Annotated in this window: 1 protein-coding gene; it reads right to left on the bottom strand. The window is 42.9% G+C overall.

The window, feature by feature from the left end:
* Window positions 1-9 precede the first annotated feature (9 nt).
* Window positions 10-967, bottom strand: a 958-nt coding sequence (locus H5300_RS26830) for an IS630 family transposase (protein ID WP_220503595.1), incomplete at its 5' end; no start/stop codon positions are given.

Genomic DNA, 967 nt, shown 5'->3' with positions numbered 1-967 from the left:
TATACCCAATCAACTTGAAGATGCAGGCTTAAACACCTGAAAATTGTCATTGATTCGAGACGTCAACGAACCTGCAATCTCTGGAAGAGTTACAGTAAAAAATTGGTCTATGGCTTCCTTGAAGTCACGTTTACTTTTGAAGTAAACGTTATTCCTCGACTTCTCGTTCATTACCTTCCAAAGCCTCTCTATCGGATTGAGATTTGGGCTGTATGGGGGAAGGTAATGCAGCTCAATATTAAGCACAAATGCCGCATCTTTAACTAAATCACTGCGGTGATATCCTGCTCCATCCAAAATGATATGGAGCTTGTGATTTAGCGGGTAGCTCTCTCTGAGTTTGCAGAAGAAATGGACAATGTTTTCACTGTTGATGCTGTCGTAGTCACTAACAATGGTTGACCCAATATCTGACAGGTTCAGTGCGCCAATAATATTCAGTCGGCTACGATTACCTGTCGTTTCTAACAGTTTATCTTGACCCGTGCGTATCCAACCATGGGAGATTTTGGTCGACAGTGTTGGATGAACGGCATCGATAAAAACTATCGACTCATCCTCGCCGCAACTTGCCTTTAAGGCTTCGTAAGCTTCGATGAACGCTTGCTGTTTTGTTTCATCAAACTTGTGTGGAACACCTTTTGGTTGCTTGTAGCTGAACCCATTGTGGTGAAGCCATTTATTCATGCCTGAAACCGTATAGCTAAGACCAAACTCCTCCTTAACATACACGACAATTTGATGAGTATGGGAATAGGTATGCTCAGTCAAATGTTCGATAAGATGCATGGTTTGAGTAGCTGAAAGTTTGCTTTGGCTGCCCCCATTTTCAGGCTTAAGCTTTTCTGAGAGCGTATAGTCGCTGAGATGGCGAGCGACAGTCGATTCATGAATACGAAGGGCTTGAGAAATCATAGCCTGACTCCAACCTTCAGAAGTAAGTAACACAGCTTTAATGCGATCGCAT

This window comes from Vibrio sp. SG41-7, assembly GCF_014164465.1.
GTDB classification, from domain to species: Bacteria; Pseudomonadota; Gammaproteobacteria; order Enterobacterales; family Vibrionaceae; genus Vibrio; species Vibrio splendidus.
This window is presented reverse-complemented; position numbering and strand designations above follow the sequence as displayed.